Here is a 19034-nt window from a genome sequence, read left to right as displayed (position 1 = left end):
ATGCGCCTGCTCGTTGTCGAAGACGAAAAAAAAGCCGGCGAGTACCTGAAGAAAGGGCTCGAGGAATCCGGCTTCACCGTCGATATCGCCACTAACGGCATCGACGGCCTGCATAACGCGCTCGAAGAGGACTACGCCCTGATCGTGCTCGACATCATGCTGCCCGGCATGGATGGCTGGGAGGTGCTGAAGCGCCTGCGAGCCAAGCGCGATACGCCCGTACTGTTTCTTACTGCGATGGACGAACTGGAAGAACGTGTTCGCGGCCTGGAACTGGGCGCCGATGATTATCTGGTGAAGCCGTTCGCCTTCGTGGAACTGCTGGCCCGTATTCGCACCCTGCTTCGCCGCGGCCCTCCCAGGGACGTGGAGCACATGCACATCGGCGATCTGGAGATCGACGCGATTCGCCGGCGCGTACGACGTGGCGGCCAGCGCGTCGATCTCACTCCGCGCGAATTCTCGCTGCTGCAATTGCTCGCGCGCCGGCGTGGCGAAGTGCTAAGCCGCACGCAGATTGCCTCCTTCGTGTGGGACATGAATTTCGACAGCGATACCAACGTGGTGGAAGTTGCGATCCGGCGCCTGCGAGCAAAGATCGACGATGGCTTCGAGGTAAAGCTGATCCACACGGTGCGCGGCATGGGCTACGTGCTCGATCTCGAATACGAGGATCAATGATGCGCCTGTCGCTCACCGCGCGACTCACCATCACGTTTGTAGTGATTACGGTGGCCTGCTTCAGCGTGGTAGGCGTGCTTCTATTCAAAGCGGTGACACGACGCATCTATATCCATGACCAGACCAACATCATGCTGGATGCGCGGCATCTGCGCAGGCTGGCCGAAGAGTTGCGGTCGCCTGATGATGTCATTGCACACAAGGATCGGCTGATTGCGTTGGTGCTGGGCGACAATGCCAATGGATTGCGCGTTATCGATCGTGAGGGTCGTCTTCTGATCGATCATGTCCCGTTGGGCTACGAGCTGCCCACACAGCCCGCTATTCCTGCAGACCAGCGCATCGTTCCCGAAAGCATCCAGTCATGGAAAGACCATGATGGCAACGAGATACGCGGCGTAGCCACGACGGCCACGCTGAAAGACGGTGAATCGGTGACCATTGCCGTAGCACGCTCGCTGGCGGACCGCATGGCCTTGCTCGACAAGTATCGCAGCGACGTATCGCTTTCCCTGCTTGCCGGCTTGCTGGTCGCGGTATTGCTGAGCTACCTGCTGGTGCGTCGCGCGCTGCGTCCTCTGAGGGCCATGGCGGAAAGCGCCTCTGCCATTACCGCTCAGCGGCTGAGCAAGCGTATGCCACTGCAGGATGCTCCAACCGAACTGCTCGCGCTGGCCACGTCATTGAATGAAATGCTCGCCCGCCTGGAACAAGGCTTTGCGCGCGTATGGCAGTTCACGGTGGATCTGGCGCACGACCTGCGCACCCCCCTGGGCAATCTGCGCGGCGCCAACGAAGTGGCCCTGAACCGCCATCGTTCCATTGCTGAATACGAAACGTTGCTCGGCTCCAACATCGAAGAGTGCGACCGCGTCAGCCGCACTATCGAAAACGTGCTGTTCCTGGCGCGCGCCGAAAGCCCTCAATTCGCGATGCAACGCGTGGTGCTGGATGCTGCACAGGAACTGCAGCGCATTGCCGACTACTTCGAAGGCCTTTCCGCTGAGGCTGGCGTTACGATTCAAGTGAATGCATCGGCCAACGTCTATGCGGATCGCGATTTGTTCCGCCGCGCGGTGAGCAACCTGCTATCCAATGCGTTGCGCTATACACCCTCCGGTGAGGCCATTCGCTTGCGTGCCGCGAATACCGAGAAAGGCGTGGATGTCAGTGTTGAGAACCCTGGCAAAGGCATCGAACCGGAACATCTGGACAAACTGTTTGATCGCTTTTACCGCGTGGACCGTTCACGCAGCGATTCGGCCAACTCCACCGGACTCGGGTTGTCGATTGTGAAGAGCATCATGGAGCTGCATGGAGGAGCGGTATCGGCGCAGAGCGCGGCGAACCTTACGCGTTTCACGCTGCACTTTCCGCCCATGCCTCCAGCTGCCCTGCCGTAGGTTTGCACCCCAACCTACGGTTCACCGCACGCGATCCTTGGCACGCGACCACTGCGCCAAAAGATCCGACAGCTTCCCGGGCCTTCCAATGTAATAACCCTGCGCACCGTCGCATCCATGCTTATTCAGCCATCGGTATTGCGAATACCTCTCGATGCCTTCGGCAACGATGCTGACTTTCAGGCTTTTACCGAGAGCGATGATGGCATCGCAGATCGTTGCTGAGCGTGCGTCGCGATCAATATTTCGCACGAACGCCTGATCGATTTTCAGCATATCGATGGGCAAGTCACGCAAGTAGGAAAGGCCAGAAAATCCCGTACCGAAATCATCGAGCGCGACGGCAACCCCGTCTGCACGTAGCTGTTTCATCACGGCAATCGCCTTATCCCGATGTTCGATCAGGCAGCTTTCCGTCAGCTCAACGCGCAGCGCGTTATGGGCAAGCGAGTACGTATCGCGAACCGCGCGCAAGTTGGCGATCAGATCGCTGCTGCGCAATTCGGCGGGAGAAACATTGACCGCAATCGACAGGTCACCAAAACCGGCATCCCGTAATTCGCGACTTGCCTTGGCCGCCTGATCCAGCACCCATTGCCCTAACGGCACGATCAGGCCGGACTCCTCGCATACCGGGATGAAGCTCGACGGAAAAATATAGCTGCCATCGCCCTGCGGCCAACGAATCAGTGCTTCCAGGCCGATCGGATGCATATCGGGAAAATCAGCGATCGGTTGGAAATGCAGCTCGAATTCGCTTCGTTTCACGGCTCGCCGCAAGGACGCCGAAAAATGCAGCTTCTCCCTGGATTGCTGCGCCATCAATGGCTCGAAATGGTGGATGGGCTTATCGCTATGGAGATGCGCATGCGCAGCCAATGCAGCACGCGCGATGAGAGCGTCGCTTTGGATGCCATCGCGTGGATAGCTGGCAACGCCAATCACGATGCTGATCTGGTGCTGGGTGTCTTTGTAGTAGATCGGCTCGGTCACGCATTCAGCGATTGCGTGCAGCAAGGCGTCAGTCAGGGGATTCGAATCCGCCAATACAAATGCCTGATGGGTAATGGCCGTGAGGTATCCGTGACCGTCGCTCAACTGGGCAAGACGCGACGCGACCACCTGCACAATTCCCGTGGATACGTTGATCCCGAAGGTGTCTCCGATGGCGTCCAGACCCAGCAGTTGAAGGTACGCGACTTCAAAGGAAGATCCGGCGGCGATGCGCACGTCCATCCATTCCATCAATGCATGCTGGTTGGGCAGCCCCGTAACAAGGTCGTGCGAGGCGCGGTACGCCAGCTCGCGCTCATCCGCCAAATGTGAAGTGATGTCCTCAGCCAGCACCAGGCGAGCCGGGCGATTTGCAAACATGATCTCGGCACTATGGATGCGAACGCTAATGGCAGAACCTGATTTGGTGCGATGGAGCCAAATCTTGCGTGCTTGCCTCGCCTCCAGCGGCGCTGCGACATGCGCGATAAGGGTGGGATGATCGCCGGGATCGCGCAGGTCCAGAATCGACATCGCCAGGAATTCTTCACGTGAATAGCCGTACGCACGCAGCGCTGCTGCATTCACTTCCAGAATACGCAAGGAGGCAATATCGAACACCCAGAAAGGCAGCGGATTCTGCTCGAATAGCACTTCGAACCGATGCTCGCTTTCCTTTTGCAGGCGCCGCGCCTCCCACTGCTCCGTTACATCCGCAATCGTGCCGGTCATGCGCCGCAGACCGCTCTCGTCGGTTACGACCTGGCCACCCGCTGAGAGGTAACGTACTGCGCCGCTATCGAGGTACAAGCGAAATTCAGTGTGCAAACGAGCACCACTGACCCATGCCGCCTTGACGCGACGCATCAGCGACCAGCGATCCGACGGCACCACCATGGCAAGCACATCCTTGATGCTCGTGATCGTCTTCCCGTTGTGCAATCCGAATAATTCTTCGGCTTCTTCGGAATACTCAAAGCATTGCCCATCATCGCTGAGCGACCACATGCCGGTTCGCCCTACCCGTTGGGCCAGGCGCAAATCCTCCGACTTGGCATGCAAGCTCCGGATGTAGTGGTGCTGCAACGCCGTGGCGCGTGCCACCACTCTCAGCAGACAGATAAACGCCGCCAGATAGAACAGATAGAAGATGACGATGGCAGTCAGTTGGCGGTACCAGGGTGCCAGCGCATCCTGGCTGGTCACCTCCGCCTCAACGGTAAACGGATAGCTCCCCACGGGTGCCGTCGCTCGAAGCGGAGCGAATGTACTCGTATCGATCACCCACCTCATCCACCGAGGCATTTCCGATTCAGCGTTGGAAACCGCTGCGGGTTTGCCACCACGCATGACGACTCGCCCGTAGCCACCCTTGACCAAAAAAGACACGCTGCGGGGATGGGGCACCGATGCGAGATAGCGTTCCAACGCGGCGATCCGGATATTGCCGACCACCCATTTGTGCCCGTCGACGGGTGCAGCGATCGGCAGCACCATCCCGCGGCCGGGCTTTTTCTCAGCTGCCCCAAAGCACGGCATGCCGGTTATCGAGGGCAGGTTTGTGTCACAAGATGTCCAAACACCGCCGTCCTGCGGCAGCGCTGGCGCCTCACCGGTGGCGGCTATGTCGACGAAGCCAACATCGACAACCTGAGGTTGCCGCCGCACCACCGCGGCAACAACGTTCTGCATGAGTGCATCGTGCTGCTGCGGTACCGTTTGTTGAAGGTGATGGGATTCCTCGGCGATGACCATCAGGGCATTGATGCTCATACGGAGCGGAGCCTGTAGCATTTGCGCCGCACTGAGCGCTACTTCGTTCGCACGTCGGGCGCTCTCGTTCCATTGGGCACGAAGATTCGAGCGCAGATCGCTCGTTAAGATGACTAGCAACAGGACAGCGGTAAGACTGCCCAGGACAAGAATCGCCCGCTGCGAAACGACTTTCGGTGCGCCGCTGCCGGTGATGGTTTGCCCGCTCATGGTCATGCCATGAATGAAGCAAATTCCATGCCCGTCCCTACCTTTGCCAAGGAGCGGGATGCTAATCGTAGGTCGGGTTAGCGCAGCGTAACCCAACAACGCCGTGTCGAAATGTTGGGTTACGCTGCGCTAACCCAACCTACGGATGAGCTTGCCGCCAATCCATCCACTGCGCCCGGGTCAACTCCCAAACCTCCTGCTGCGTATGCGCAGGATCAACGAACGCCCCAGGCAACACGCCGATCAAGGTGGCCCCGGTTCTTGCCTTGACGTCATGCGAGCGTCGATTGCCCACCGCATTGGCAAACACCAGCCGGTCAAAGCCCAATTGCTCGAATGCAAAATCATTGACGCGCAAAGCCGCTTCAGTCATGTATCCCTGACCCCAAAACGCGCGCCCCAACCAGAATCCGCGGTTTTCCGGACGCCCTTTTCGCCACAAATCGATAGCGCCGATCACGCCTTCGGCATCTTTGCGATGCAAACCCCACACCCAACGATCCCGGCCTTGTTCCGGCAACACCTGCTCGCGAATAAAAGTGCGCACGCCACCGGCGGGATACGGCCATGGCACCGTGGCCGCTAGGTACCGGATTACTTCATAGTCAACAACATGACGCTCGTAAACCTCGACATCATCCTCGCTTAGTCCGCGAAGAATCAGGCGTTCGGTAACGAGCGTCGGTATCGACATGCCTCGCAGGCGATCAGTTGGGTTGTGACTGAAAGTCAGTGGCCTTGCCGTCAACGATCGTGACAGTCACTGTCTTTCCTTCCTGCACGTATTGCCATTGCTCGCCTTGCGAAACTTGATCATTCGGCAAGCTGCCATCTTGTCGATGGAGATAGGTCCGCACCGCCGGCGGGCCCAGCAATTCCTGTACGCGAGCTGCACTATCACCCACAGACAGCACTTTGTCGCCCACGCGCAAGGTAGGCATGGCCTGAGCAGCAACGCTTATCAGCAGTAGAGCGATAACAACATAACGACGCATAACGAATTCCCTTTGTTTTGGAGTTGTGTACGTTGGGGTGTAAACCCCAACGTTGCCTTACATGCATACATCGCGATGTTGGGGTTTGCACCCCAACCTACATGCTGACGTCGCTAGCGACGTACCACTTCGAAATCGGCGCGGCATCCTCGATCCACCCAGATGCCGTCGCGCGACCAGCCCCAACTGCGGCCTTCGCGGCAGTCGGCACCGGAAAGCTGGTTGACCATGCGCACGGAATCGTCACGTCGAAGATCGACCGGGCACATCTGATAACTGCCGCCGCGACTCTCACACCGCACTTGCATCGGTTGACGACCCCATCCGGGATGGCCATAGGGCGGCCAATTGCCGCCGCGCGCTGGTGCGAATTGACCACGGCAACCGTGATCTACCCAGATACCGTTACGATCGAAACCCCACGTCTGATCGCGAACGCAGCGCACCTTCGAGGCTTGCTGCACCAACTCGGCGTCACGCCAGGGCACCTGGCAACGGGCAAAACGATTGTCATTGCTGGCGCAATACGCGCCTTGCGGACCTTGGTCGTATGGCCTGTCGTATTGCGCGCGCAACGGCGCGGCAATTGTCAGCAACGAGAAAGCAATAGCCAAGGTAGTGGCCCCGCTCACCAAAGTCCTGCCGATCACGCTCATGGTTATTCCTTATCGATGCCACGCAAGATGTTGCGTGGCGAACGATAACCACAACGCTGATGCAAGTCATGACCCACTTCCGACACTGTGAAAGCGGCAGTTCATGTTCGGCTTAAGGCGAAGGAAAATTTAACCATGCACCTTACGCTTACGCGTACTAGCTCCCTCCCCTGTGTGCAGGGGAGGGTTGGGGTGGGGTGACGCGAGCGAAGCTCGCGTCTAGAGCTACACATCACCGCAAGGTGTAGCCCGTTACACGCCACACATTGTCGCCATCCAAGTGAAACGAAATCAGCTCGCGTACCGGCTGCTTCTCATTGGCAAAGCGCGTGGCGAACGCCACGTTGGCGAACAAGCCAGAGGGAAGTTTCTTGCCATCGGATTCGCTGAAAGTAAGCGCAGCCGGCGTGCGCGTGACCAGCGTTCCCACCGTCTTGCGATCAGTGTTCACGCCTTTCACGAATGCATCGCGAGCGATCAGTTGCTTGGTGATGGTGGAAGCACCATCCCACACCTGTCCTTCCTGCCCCTTATCGACCAAGTCAGCCACCTGCAGAGCAGCCTGTTCGAGTTGCTGGTTGCGTTGGGCATATTCCTGCGGCGTGGGTTGACGGGCCGGCGCGGTGGATTGGCCGAATGTGCTGGCTGTGACGGCAGCTAGGGCGAGGAAAGAAAGACAAGTAATGACGCGCATGATGCTCAGCTCCCGAGAATGCTGTTTAAAAAAAGACCCACTAAAAACTCAACTACCACTTGTTCGACCCGCTTCATCCGCTACTTCCATTAGCGAAGGAATGAGGCGACTTTGCGGTAACACTTGATCTTGCCTTTCCGTCATTCCGGCGGAGGCCGGAATCCAGTTCAAACATGTGTCCGAAGGACTCAACATTTTTTATTGAGTGCTTCGCACGACTTACTAGCACTGGATTCCGGCCTTCGCCGGAATGACGATAAGGTGCCAGCAAACATCCAGCGAGGTTTGCCCCTCACCCTATCCCTCTCCCGGAGGAGAGAGGGAACTACATGTCGTGCGTATCCACCCGCACCACCACCCTTCGATTCGGCGCAAGACAAGCAATCAACTTGCTTCGCGCCTGATCCGCACATTGCATCACCGGCTCGGCCTTCCCGCGCCCTTCTGCCCCGATCAATTCCTCCGGCACGCCTTTGGCAGCGAGATACTTCGCCACTGTCTCCGCACGCCGCTGCGACAGCACCTGGTTGTACGCATCACTGCCGAGCCGATCCGTATAGCCGACAACGTTGATGTGTGCGATGCGATCCTTCTCACCCAACAAGTGCGCTGCCAAAGCGTCGAGTTGAGTACGCCCACCATCCGTAATGTCCTCGAGCGAATAGCGATCGAACGCAAACAGCGCATCCGTAGATAGCGTAGTTTCCTGCTTTTCCGCTTTTGCAGCGGGCACAGGCAACGGTGGAGGCGGCGGATTCATATAACGCGCGCACTCTTCCGGCTTCCAATAAAAACTGCGTGCCAGCTTGTTCTCGTCAAACAAGATCTTGTACTGGCATACCGTCACATGATCGGAATCGCCATCGCGGAAGTTGAACACGTAGTTCCACTCGCGCACGCCCCACACACCTTCCTCAAAGTGCGGCCAGCCGATCAATTGCGAGATCTGCCGTTTGTTCAAACCTGCATGCATCTGGCGCAACACCGCTATATCTGGAAAGGTACCGCCGCGATGCATGGGCGTAACGTCATCCGGTTTCGGCCACACCAGTTCCTGCGCGGTGGAACCATCCTTGGCGACGTTGCGACTGACGTTGCCGCAGGCGCTCAAACCCATCGCCAGCAGCGCGACGAAGACGGCTTTGCTTGTCGAAGAAAGTTTCATGTTCATCGCCTCCCTGCCCTCACCAGACCACGTTGACGCTGCCGCCAACACCCACATCGCCGCGCGAGTTGGATGAAGCAGCCAGCTTGAAGATGTAGCGCCCGCTTTCGGTGATGGTGGACAAGCCCACCGCCACGCCCGCTTCGCCGTGATAGGAACCGACACCCACACCGAAACTGCTCAAGTTCGGCTGATAGGCCTGACCCAGGCTGGACATTGCAATACCCGCGGCAACACCCGCATCCGCACGCGTGGATATCGCATTGAGGTCGTGATTGATCGCAGCGAACTTCTGGTCGGTGTAGTTCTGCGCCCAGTTTTCAGCCGTCTGGACGCCTGCATTGACCTGACCTACGTTCGCCACATCGGTGGCCGCCGTGCCAGCCGCAACGTTGTGGATCTGCGCCGGCGTACCCGCTTGACCCACCGTGATGCTGCTGTAGTTCACCGTACCGTCGCTGTTCTTGTCGTACTGCACGGAACCGGCTTGTGACGCCTGCAACTGCGACACGTTCACGGCATCCGTAGACGCCGTACCAGCAGCTACGTTGGTGATCTGCCGTTGATCGGTGGGCGAACCCACCGACACCACGTTCGAACGGCCTCCGTCGTTGGAATTGGCGCCCAACGCCACGGAGTTGTTGCCGCTCGACGTAGAGCCGTCGCCAATGGCCGTGCTGTCCGTACCGGAAGCGGTCGACGAAGGCCCTTCCGCCACCGCATTGTTACCGGTCGCCGACGATGCATTACCGGTGGAATTCACCGAGTAATACTTGATGCCACCGGTGCTGATGTTGTTGACGGTAGTGCTCAGATTGGCGATGGCAGTGGTGTTGGCATTCACTTGGCTGTTGGTGGCATACAGCTCCGATCCGTTGATCGCATCCGTGCTCGTCGCACTCACTTGCCCCGCCGCCACATTGGTGATGGTGCGTTCGTTGCCGGCACTGCCCACGCTCACCGTGCTGGTGGGGTTCGTACCTGCGACCGCATACGTATTGCCACCGACAGTGACGCTACTCGTGCCCTTCACTGCCGATGTCGTGGAACCTGCGCCCAACGCGACGTCGCCTGCATTCGCGCTAGCCGTTGCACCGTTGCCGATCGACACCGCATTGGCTGCACCGGCGGTGGATACCGGGCCGATCGCCACGCTATTGGCACCTACCGGGTTCGAGTCAGCCAGGGTGGAATTGGCATGGAAATACTTGATGCCGCTGCCGCCAATGGTGATGTTGCTGATTGCTTGGTTGGTGGCATACAGCTCGCTGCCGTTCACGGCATCCGTACTCGTTGCGCTGATGCGACCCGCCGCGACGTTGGTGATAGTGCGTTCATTGCCGACGCTGCCTACGCTCACCGTGCTGGTGGGCGTGGTGCCGGCGAAGGTGTAACTCACGCCGTTGATGGTTGTGCCGGTGGTCGCCACTACCGTAGCAGTGACGGAATTCGCGCCCAACGCCACGTCACCCGCCTGCGCCTTTGCACTGGAACCTGCGCCCAACGCAACGTCGGTCGGATTGACGGTGGAACTGCCCGCGCCGATCGACACCGCCTGGATGCCACTGGCCACTGAATTAGTGCCTAACGCAATCGAATCCTGCAAGTTCGTCGTGGCGTTCTCGCCGATCGCCACACCACCCGGTGCGTTTTGCTGCACCAATGCGCCGTTGCCAATGCCTACGCCGTTGTCACCATTCACAACGGTGTTCGGGCCTACCGCGATGGATTGATTGCCTACCGCCAGCGAGTCAGAGCTCGTTGAGTTGGCATGGAAGTACTTGGTGGTTGTGGTTGAGAAAGAGGTCAGTGCACCCGTCAACTGCCGCACCGTCACCGCGTCATTCGATTGCGTACCGTCTGCCACGTTGGTGATCTGCCGATACGTGGTCGAACTACCCACCGATACGGCACCAAGCAGCGTGCGATCCGTTGTGTTGTACGGAATGATCGTGCCGCCAATGGTGCCGCTGGCCGGCGTAAGCGCACGGTTGGACACGGATTGCGAACCCAACGCCACGCTGTCGGTGATCGTCGCCTTCGTGTTTTCGCCTACCGACGTTGCGTTGGTTGCCGATGCAGACGCTGCCACACCGGCAGCCAGCGAGTTTGTGCCGGTCGCACCGTTATTGCTGTAGTTAGCCTGCTGCGTACCACCATCGTTGGTGCTGTAGTAATGCGTCAGACCGTTGGTCACCGTGGTGGCCAAACTATCCACGGCCTGGTTCGTTGCATACAGCTGCGAACCATTGATCGCATCCGTGCTGCCAGAGCTGATCTGACCCGCCGCTACATGGGTAAGCGTGCGTGGCGATGTACTGCTGCCGATGCTCACGGTGCTCGTCGCATTGGTGCCGGCAAAAGTGTAGGTGGTGCCGGCGATCGTGGCACTCGGCGTATTCACCACCGTCGACGTGACGGAACCCGAACCGAGCGCTACGTCGCCCGCTTGTGCACCAGCATTAGCACCGGCACCCAGCGCGATCGACTGCGCCTGGCTTGCTGTTGCTGTGTCGCCAAAGGCAAGCGCGCTTGCTGCAGTCGCAGTGGAAGCATTGCCCAACGCTACCGCACCCTGCCCCGTCGCGTTGTTGCTGTCGCCGATCGCCACGGCACCATTGCCGCTGGCCACGTTGTTGGAACCCACCGCGACCGCGCCGGTACCGGATGCACTGTTCGGATCGCCGATCGCCACCGCGCCGTTGCCATTGGCAGTCTGCTGATTGCCCAACGCCACCGCACCGGTGCCACCCAGCACCTGCGATTGATAACCGCCGGCGAACGAGCCCGTACCTGCTGCAGCTGCCACCGTGTTGCTGTCGCCCATCGCCACGGTGGACGCCGCCAACGCCTGCGAGTTGTAGCCGATCGCCGTGGCATTCGTCGCCGTGGCCGACGCCTTCACGCCTGCGGCGAGCGAATCCGTGCCGGTTGCACCGTTGTTGGTGTAGTTGCTCTGCTGCGTACCGCCGTCGTTGACGCTGTAGTAATGCGTCAATTCACCGTTCACCGTAGTCAGCGAATTGTTGAGACTGTTGACCGCCTGATTCGTTGCATACAACTGCGAACCGTTGATCGCATCCGTGCTTCCCGAATTGATCTGACCCGCCGCCACATTGGTGATGGTGCGTTCGTGGCCTGCGCTGCCCACGCTGACCGTGCTGCTGGGAGTGGTGCCGGCGAAGGTGTAGTTGGTACCGGCAAGCGTTTCGCCGGCCGTGGCCACCACGGTCGAAGTAACCGATCCGGCACCCAGCGCCACATCGCCTGGATTGATACTCGCCGTGGCGCCATTGCCGATCGACACCGCATTCGTTGCGCCGGCCGTGGATACCGGCCCGATCGCCACGCTGTTGCTGCCCGTGGCGGAGGAATCGGCCAACGTCGAATTGGCGTGGAAATACTTGATGCCGCCGCCGTTGGTTTCACCGTTGATCTGGTTCAGCACGTTCTGCACGGAGTTGTACGTGTTGCCGCCGTAGCTCAGGTTGGTGGTGATCGCACCCGTGCTGCTGTTGTACGTGGTGCTGCCGCCAAGCGAAGACGCCACGGTATTGCCCAGGTTCGTTACCTGGCTGCCCACCGTATTGATGGCGCTGTTGGTTGCGTACAGCTCACTGCCGTTGATCGCATCGGTGCTGGTCTGGCTGATGCGTCCGGCTGCCACGTTGGTGATCGTGCGCTCGCTGCCCGCAGCACCTACGCTCACCGTACTGGTGGGCGAAGTGCCCTGGAAGCTGTACGAAGTACCATTGATCGTCGTGCCCGAGGTCGCCACCACAGCCACCGTGCTGGAACCCGAGCCCAGTGCCACGTCGCCCGTATTCGCACTCGCTGTGGCGCCGTTGCCGATCGCCACGGCAGAACCAATGCTGGCCTTGCTGCCATTGCCAAGCGCCACGCTGTTCGCGCTGCTGGCGTTGGCGCTGTTGCCGACGGCCGTAGCGCTCGCTCCCGCAGCGGAAGCGCTTACGCCAGAAGCCAACGCATTCGAACCCGTAGCGCCAGCGTTGTTGTAGTTGGTATCCGTACCCGTGGACGTGCTGTTGACGCTGTAGTCATGCGTCTGCGCAGCCGTGATGTTCGATTCCAACGTGTTCGCTACGCTGTATAGCTGCGAACCGTTGATGGCATCGGTACTCGATGTACTGATGCGCCCCGCCGCCACATTGGTGACTGTGCGTGGCGTGCCTGTTGCGCCTACGCTTATCGTGCTCGTGGCATTCGTGCCCGCGAAGCCCGAATACGTCACGCCATTCACGGTGGCCGTGGTCGTGTTAACCACTGTTGACGTAGCGGAACCGGAACCCAGCGCCACGTCGCCCGCTTGCGCACCTGCTGTGGCGTTTGCGCCAAGCGCTATCGACTGCGCCTGGCTTGCGGTAGCGGTATCGCCGAAGGCAAGCGCGCTAGCGGCCGTTGCATTGGAAGCAATACCCAGTGCAACAGCGCCTTGTCCAGTCGCGTTGTTGGTATTACCCAGCGCGACAGCACCGTTGCCGTTCGCGATGTTGTTCGCACCTACGGCTACCGCACCATTGCCGGTAACCGTATTCGGATCGCCGATCGCCACCGCACCGTTGCCATTTGCCGTCTGGCTTTCACCCAATGCTACAGCGCCGGTACCTGCCAACACTTTCGAATTGTGTCCGCCTGCGATCGAGCCGGTGCCCGAACCCGCGGCCACCGAATTGCTGTCGCCCAAGGTCACTGTCGATGCCGCCAACGCTTGCGAACCATTGCCGACAGCAGTGGCATTAACTCCGGCCGCATTGCTGTTGGCGCCCAAGGCCATCGCATCCTGACCATTGGCCACCGAAGTGCCGCCCAATGCGATGGCACTGGCACCCGTAGCATTGGCATTGAGACCTATAGCTACACCTGAGGTATTAGCCGCAAGCGATCCCGCGCCGACGGCGACGGCGTTCGTACCTACAGCGTTGGCAAACGTGCCCACCGCTGTGGCGCTTGCACCGGTAGCGTAAGCGTTTTGCCCTAGACCCGTGGCACTCGCTGCTGAGGCTTTCGCACCTGGGCCGACCGCCGTAGCGAGTTGTGCCGACGCATTGGAGAACACACCCACCGCCAACGCATTGGTGGCATTGGCCTGCGCACCCGAACCCACGGCCGCTGATCCACTCGCACCACCCGCGAACGTGCCGTTGCCTATTGCAATAGATTGGTTGGCTGCAGCATTCGCACCATCGCCTGTTGCAACGGCTTGATTGCCGGCGGCGGTGGCGGCAACACCCGCTGCCACAGCGAACAGACCCGTGGCGCCGTTGTTGTTGTAGTTCGCCTGCTGCGTACCACCATCATTATTGCTGTAGTAGTGAATCGCCCCGCTGGCAATCGCCGACGACAGCGCCTGGTTGGTTGCATACAACTCCGAACCATTGATCGCATCTGTACTGCTGGAACTAATGCGGCCTGCCGCAACGTTGGTAAGCGTACGCGGCGACGTACTGGTGCCGATGCTCACCGTGCTGGTCGCATTGGTGCCAGCAAAGGTATACGCAGTGCCACCTAGCGTGACGCCTGACGTGTTCACCACCGTCGACGTGGTTGAACCTGAGCCCAGCGCTACATCGCCTGCTTGCGTACCGGCTGTAGCACCAGCACCCAATGCGATCGCATTGGTCTGGTTTGCGCTAGCGGTATCGCCGAATGCCAGCGCACTCGCCGCCGTGGCATTTGACGAATTGCCGAGCGCTACCGCGCCCTGCCCGGTTGCATTGTTGGTGTTGCCGATGGCTACGGCGCCGTTGCCGCTGGCTGTGTCGTTCGCACCGGTTGCTACAGCACCGTTGCCAGTGGCGGTGTTGGGATCACCAATCGCCACCGCACCATTGCCGGACGCGGATTGCTGCTGACCAATCGCCACCGCGCCAATGCCCGAATGGACCGTCGACGCATTGCCCATCGCCACCGAACCGGCACCGGCGGCAGCCAATACCGACGCCGAGTTGCCGATTGCAACGCTCGATGCTGCCAAGGCCGTGGAGCCACTGCCACCGGCAAACGCATTACCACCCGTGGCCTGCGTGTTATAGCCAACCGCCGTGTCATTGGTGATCGTGCTTGAGCCCGAAACGCCCGTCACTGCGTTAGGCCCAAGCGCCAAATCTTGGGTGTTGTATGCAAAAGCACGGTTGCCGACGGCCACCGACACAGTGCCTAGCGCATTGGCAGACGCGGAGGGCAGACTGTTGGCGCCGATGGCGATCGCGCCAGTGCCTGACGCCGTGGCAGACGCGCCAAGTGCAGTGGCATATGTTCCGCTAGCCGTTGTGCGATAGCCAACCGCGGTCGTATTGGCATTGCTCGCAACACTCGTGTTACCCAATGCAATGGCGCTACCGCCTGACGCCGTTGCGGTCGTACCCATGGCAATGGCATCGGTGTTGGCTCCAGTCTGAGCCGAATCACCGAGGGCGATGGACGAGGCACCACCCGCATTCGCGCCGGCTCCCATCGCAATCGCACGAATGCCCGACGCCGCGGCGCCCGACACCGCTGCCGGTGTCGATGCACCGCCTTCCGCAACGGTATCGGCCCCACCCAACGCTATCGCGTTTGCACCACTGGCGTTGGAACCGTTCATCATGCCAAGCGCGCTCACGCCACTTGCGATGGCTCCCGCGCCCAACGCCACTGCGTTCTGCGCTGAGGCGCTGGCGACTGTACCCGCAGCCAGCGAAGACGGACCGGAAGCCGTCACATCCGTGCCGATACCCACCGCACCCGCCGCCGTTGCACCCGTGCCCGTGACAGTACGTGCACCCAGGTACACAGAGTTGAGGCCGCTGGCAATGGACTGAAAGCCGACAGCGATAGCATGCGTACCAGAGCTGTTGGCTATATAACCCACCGAGACGGCTGCCGCCCCGCTTCCCACCGTTTGGAAACCAATGGCGGTGGCATAGTCGGCGTTGGCGGTGATGTCAGTGCCGATGGCAATGGATGATGTCCCAGTCGATCCTGTGCCTGCAGCGGTGCGAGCACCCAGATAAATGGAGTTGACGCCACCAGCAGTGGCTCCCGCACCAACAGCTACCCCGTTGTATGCCGAACCATTGGTGCCGCTGCCCAGTGCGATCGCGCCCGTCCCTAAAGCGTTGGCATTCGAGCCCATGGCGACGCTGTTGTCTCCCGTTGCTTTTGCCACGGGGCCGACGGCAGTCGACGAGTTGCCGCTAGAGACGGAGTCCACACCAATACCAATGTCCCCAGAACCCGTAGAGGCGACATCCGTACCGATGGCAATCGCCGACTCCCCTGTCGCACCGGTGCCTGGAGCGCTACGCGCCCCCACATAAACGGCGTTGGTATTCGAGGCAATGGCTTGATAGCCAAGGGCCGTTGCATTCGTTCCTGTACTGTTGGCGTTATAACCTAGCGCAGTGGCTCCGCCTCCAGTGGCCTGGGACAAATAACCCACGCATGTCGTGCTGCCGCTATACAAATTGTAGGGCGCCGCAGAGCAATTCACCGTTTGTGCGTCGGCCCGCTCACTCCATGCTCCCGTAGCCATCAATACCGTCAGCACGCACAAGCTGAGGCTGCGACGCGCGGGAAGCGCGCGATGGCAGCGTCGATCGATCACGCCGCCACCATGCGATGTCGCCAATTCCGAAGCCACCACAAGCTGCTTCAACGAAACATTCCAGACCTTGCTATAGATCCTGTTCATAGCTGTCTCCGAAATCCGATTCCACGGACGCTGGAAAAATCAAAAACATCGCTGCTGCGAATCACGCGCGCATCGAAAGGGAACTCCCGGCAGGCAACAGATCCTGAGGCGTCACTCGGGGGGTGGAGTCGATCGTCTGCCGCCCGCGTCGATTCGCGGGCACACGCCTTCCTGGCATGCGGAGAAAATGGGAAGGGGTTCAGCAACGAGTGAAGCGGAACACGACGATGCGTTCGGGTGGAGCGTTCGATGCAATGCCCTTCAGCGCACGAAATGTGCATCCGTTGGCATTACCGTTCCGGTACATCGTATCTATCCGCACGCGTGCAGCATGCGCGCCGTTCCTGTTTGCGATGGTACGAATGTGATGCATGACTGCCCCCGAGTTTGCGCACACATGAGCGCGCCCTGCGCCATGTCGATGCCAACGCCTCAATTGGAGCGGATGGAAGCGGAAATCGATGCACAAAATCGGCGAGACATATAGCCAAATTCGGCAATTGTCATACCAAATCGGAAATGGCCTGTACGTTGGGTGGGATGCAAACCCCAACGTCATCATGCATGCGCATGTCGTGATGTTAGGGTTTTCCTGAGGCATCCGACGTTCTTCGCTCGTCGTCCCAGCGAAAGCTGGGATGACGATTACGCGATCTTAAAGATCACGACCAGCTTGGATAGCTTCAAGCTTCTGCTAAAGCCATCAAACCAAAGTGTAGGGATATATCAAGGTTTGCAGCCCAACCTACGGTGCATGAGTATGACAAACCACCCAGTCCGTAATCATGGAAAGTGCAGAAGGCGCCACGGTCTCTTCGATATGCGCGAACTCGCTGGGTGCGCCGGTTTTTGCGGTCTGGAACAGATGATTCAACCCGGCGACTTCGATCACCGTTGCATCTCGATTTCCGCTTAGCGCTTGCCGGATCGCGGGCAGATTCAGTTTTGCCGGCACGGCAAGATCCAGCGAACCGTTGAGCGCCAGCACCGGTACGGTGACCTGTTTTAACGCAATCGCCGGATCAAGCTTGAGGAATTGTTCCATCCAGGGTCGCATCACATCGCCTGGCAGGCTCTCCGCCTCTTTGGGCTCGATCACTTTTTCAGCCAGACCGCTGTCGATAACAGCCTTCACGCGATCCACTTCCTGATCATGCGTGTTGGCGTCAACCACGGCCGAATAAAGCTTCTGGTCGAACGCCCTTCGCTTTGCCACATAAGCGGCCGGTGTCCCGCTTGCCAAGGCCACCCCATAGGCCTGTTCGACGAAGAGTTTGTCGCCCCTCACTCCAGGCCCTGCAAGCATGACGACAAAGGCAACGTTCCGATCGGCCACCGCAACCATCGGCGCGATCACGCCACCTTCGGAATGCCCCATAACACCTATATGCGCATGATCGATGTCCGACCGTTTGCTCAACCACTCCACCGCTGCCTTCGCGTCCGATGCGAAATCTGCCGTGGTCGCGCTACCGAAGTCGCCGGTAGATTCGCCTACGCCGCGCTTGTCGTAACGAAGCACGGCAATGCCCTTGCGTGTCAGCGCATCGGCGAGCACGAGAAATATCTTGTGCCCCGCACTCACTTCATCCCGCGTATTGGCACCCGTGCCGGAAATAAGGACAACGGCAGGAAAAGGCCCCGCTCCCTTGGGTTTGGTAAGCGTGCCGCCCAAAGTGACATGCGCGGCGTCGTTGGGAAAAACAACATTCTCCTGGAGATACGGAAGCGGGCCTTTGGCGATGGCCTCATCCTGCGGCCGAGCCATGCGTTTTGATGCTGTGCTGGGTGCCGCCGTGTGCTTGAGTACCAGCGGCAAGGTTTGCCCCTGCATGGTCCAGCTGCCTACCCAGGCCTGCTCATGGGCGTCCCAGTTTCCATCGTAGGAACCACCAATCTTGTCCGCAGCAAGACGCAAATGGTTGCCGTGAATATCGATGGCACTGAAAGGCAGCGGCCCTGATTCGTTGTCGGTATTTTCGATGGTGCCTTCATGCCGTCCGTCTGCTGTTGCAGTGACGTGCACAAGAATATGGATGCGATCGTTCAGCACACCGGCCCAGTAGCCCGATGCATCCTGGGCGCTAGCCTGCACTCCCACTGCAAGTGCCATCGCAACGATGGCCGTCAACGTCAGTTTATGCATGGATTCCCCCGGGACAGGTGTTTCGGGCTTGCCAGTATTCCGTGGAGGTATTTGCGCCAAAGCTGAAGTGCAATGCAAGAGCCCGGCCTGCCCGCTCCCCTGCTTGCACCTGAATAGCGTCTCGCCTCAGCTGGGCATGTCGTGGTGTTGTGACATTGCCTGCGGCGCTTTCGGTCGCGAAGCGACCGAGTCACTTTTCTTTGCGGGCCCAACCAAAGAAATGGCCTCAAGAGCTCATGGCATTGCAGAGGTTACAAGCCTTATGGATGTCGCCCTGCCTTGATCGTTGGCGGGCCAAGCTTCTACCACCCTGCTATACCGCGAGGCGTCGAAGCGCTGAGGACTTAAGGCAGATCTCGACAAAGCTCAGCCTCTCGGCAGGCGCGCTTTAAGCCCTCAGGGCTTCGACGCCTCGCGGTATAGCGGGGGTGTAGAACCTTGGGCGACCAACCACCTATCTAGCCATAAACGTTCGGGCTTTTCCCTTCCCCGTGCCGCGAGCCTCTCAGGCCATTTCTTTGGGTTACTTTTCTTTGGGCCAGCAAAGAAAAGTGACTCGGGCCCTTTAGGGTCCGAAAGCTCCGAAAGCGCCGCAGGCAAGGTCACAACACCAGGACATGCACCA

At 59.6% G+C, this 19034-nt stretch carries 10 protein-coding genes; 2 read left to right on the top strand and 8 right to left on the bottom strand.

Translation table 11 applies throughout. The features are described from left to right. Together QQJ86_RS19930 and QQJ86_RS19925 are read left to right on the top strand one after the other, a co-directional pair. Complete coding sequence (locus QQJ86_RS19930; RefSeq protein ID WP_284322730.1) at window positions 1–681, top strand: heavy metal response regulator transcription factor; 681 nt, start codon at window positions 1–3, stop codon at window positions 679–681. Continuing rightward, entirely contained in the window at window positions 678–2084 is a 1407-nt protein-coding gene (locus QQJ86_RS19925) for a heavy metal sensor histidine kinase (protein WP_284322729.1), read from the top strand. Before QQJ86_RS19930 ends, QQJ86_RS19925 begins: the two co-directional genes overlap by 4 nt. A gap of 21 nt (window positions 2085–2105) precedes the next feature. On the opposite strand, the gene QQJ86_RS19920 is transcribed toward QQJ86_RS19925, so the two are convergent. The 8 genes from QQJ86_RS19920 to QQJ86_RS19885 all read right to left on the bottom strand — a co-directional run bounded on the left by QQJ86_RS19920 (window position 2106) and on the right by QQJ86_RS19885 (window position 18409). After that, window positions 2106–5060: a putative bifunctional diguanylate cyclase/phosphodiesterase gene (locus QQJ86_RS19920; protein ID WP_284322728.1), complete on the bottom strand. Its 2955-nt coding sequence runs from the start codon at window positions 5058–5060 to the stop codon at window positions 2106–2108. A gap of 139 nt (window positions 5061–5199) precedes the next feature. Then, window positions 5200–5754: a GNAT family N-acetyltransferase gene (locus QQJ86_RS19915; RefSeq protein ID WP_284322727.1), complete on the bottom strand. Its 555-nt coding sequence runs from the start codon at window positions 5752–5754 to the stop codon at window positions 5200–5202. A gap of 13 nt (window positions 5755–5767) precedes the next feature. Beyond that, window positions 5768–6055, bottom strand: a complete 288-nt coding sequence (locus QQJ86_RS19910; protein WP_284322726.1) for a DUF2845 domain-containing protein — start codon at window positions 6053–6055, stop codon at window positions 5768–5770. A gap of 113 nt (window positions 6056–6168) precedes the next feature. Continuing rightward, window positions 6169–6711 (bottom strand): DUF3011 domain-containing protein, encoded by a 543-nt coding sequence (locus tag QQJ86_RS19905; RefSeq protein WP_284322725.1) that lies wholly within the window; start codon window positions 6709–6711, stop codon window positions 6169–6171. Window positions 6712–6943: 232 nt separating this feature from the next. Next, entirely contained in the window at window positions 6944–7405 is a 462-nt protein-coding gene (locus tag QQJ86_RS19900) for a DUF4019 domain-containing protein (protein ID WP_284322724.1), read from the bottom strand. A 325-nt stretch (window positions 7406–7730) separates the two neighbouring features. After that, window positions 7731–8570 carry an OmpA family protein gene (locus QQJ86_RS19895; protein ID WP_284322723.1) on the bottom strand — a complete coding sequence of 280 codons (840 nt, stop codon included), beginning with the start codon at window positions 8568–8570 and terminating at the stop codon, window positions 7731–7733. A 19-nt stretch (window positions 8571–8589) separates the two neighbouring features. After that, a complete protein-coding gene (locus tag QQJ86_RS19890; protein WP_284322722.1) occupies window positions 8590–16263 on the bottom strand; it encodes an ESPR-type extended signal peptide-containing protein in 7674 nt (2557 codons plus the stop codon). Between the two features lie 745 nt (window positions 16264–17008). Then, complete coding sequence (locus QQJ86_RS19885; RefSeq protein ID WP_284322721.1) at window positions 17009–18409, bottom strand: alpha/beta hydrolase family protein; 1401 nt, start codon at window positions 18407–18409, stop codon at window positions 17009–17011. Between the last annotated feature and the right edge of the window lie 625 nt (window positions 18410–19034).

The organism is Dyella acidisoli (assembly GCF_030160295.1).
In the GTDB taxonomy this organism is placed as follows: Bacteria; Pseudomonadota; Gammaproteobacteria; order Xanthomonadales; family Rhodanobacteraceae; genus Dyella_B; species Dyella_B acidisoli.
This window is presented reverse-complemented; position numbering and strand designations above follow the sequence as displayed.